The 353-nt window shown below is 39.1% G+C and carries 1 protein-coding gene; it reads right to left on the bottom strand.

The genetic code is table 11. From position 1 onward, the window contains the following. A partial coding sequence (locus V7659_RS29875; RefSeq protein WP_420491791.1) for an MBL fold metallo-hydrolase occupies positions 1–353 on the bottom strand: 353 nt, incomplete at both ends.

Here is a 353-nt window from a genome sequence, read left to right as displayed (position 1 = left end):
ACGCAATGTTTAAACCTTGGAATGAAGTCTCCTCCCACCAGTTGTGTTCTGTAATTTTTTCTTTTTCGACACCCCATCGGATCAAATGATTACTTACACCGTAAGGAACAAAGAAATGACCAGCCTTGCTTTTTAGCTTCCGGATGGATGGATAATCTAAGTGATCATAATGATCATGAGTTATAAAGACTGCATCAATTGGCGGCATATCCTCAATAATATCCAACATATCTTCACTGTAGCGTGTAGGTCCTACAAAGGAAACGGGTGAAGCAATGCGGCCTAGCATTGGATCTATGAGTATCTTTTTATTATCGATACTAAGTAAAAAAGCAGAATGCCCAAACCAAGTT

The sequence above is a fragment of the Neobacillus drentensis genome, from assembly GCF_036966985.1.
Lineage (GTDB): Bacteria > Bacillota > Bacilli > Bacillales > Cytobacillaceae > Neobacillus > Neobacillus drentensis_E.
This window is presented reverse-complemented; position numbering and strand designations above follow the sequence as displayed.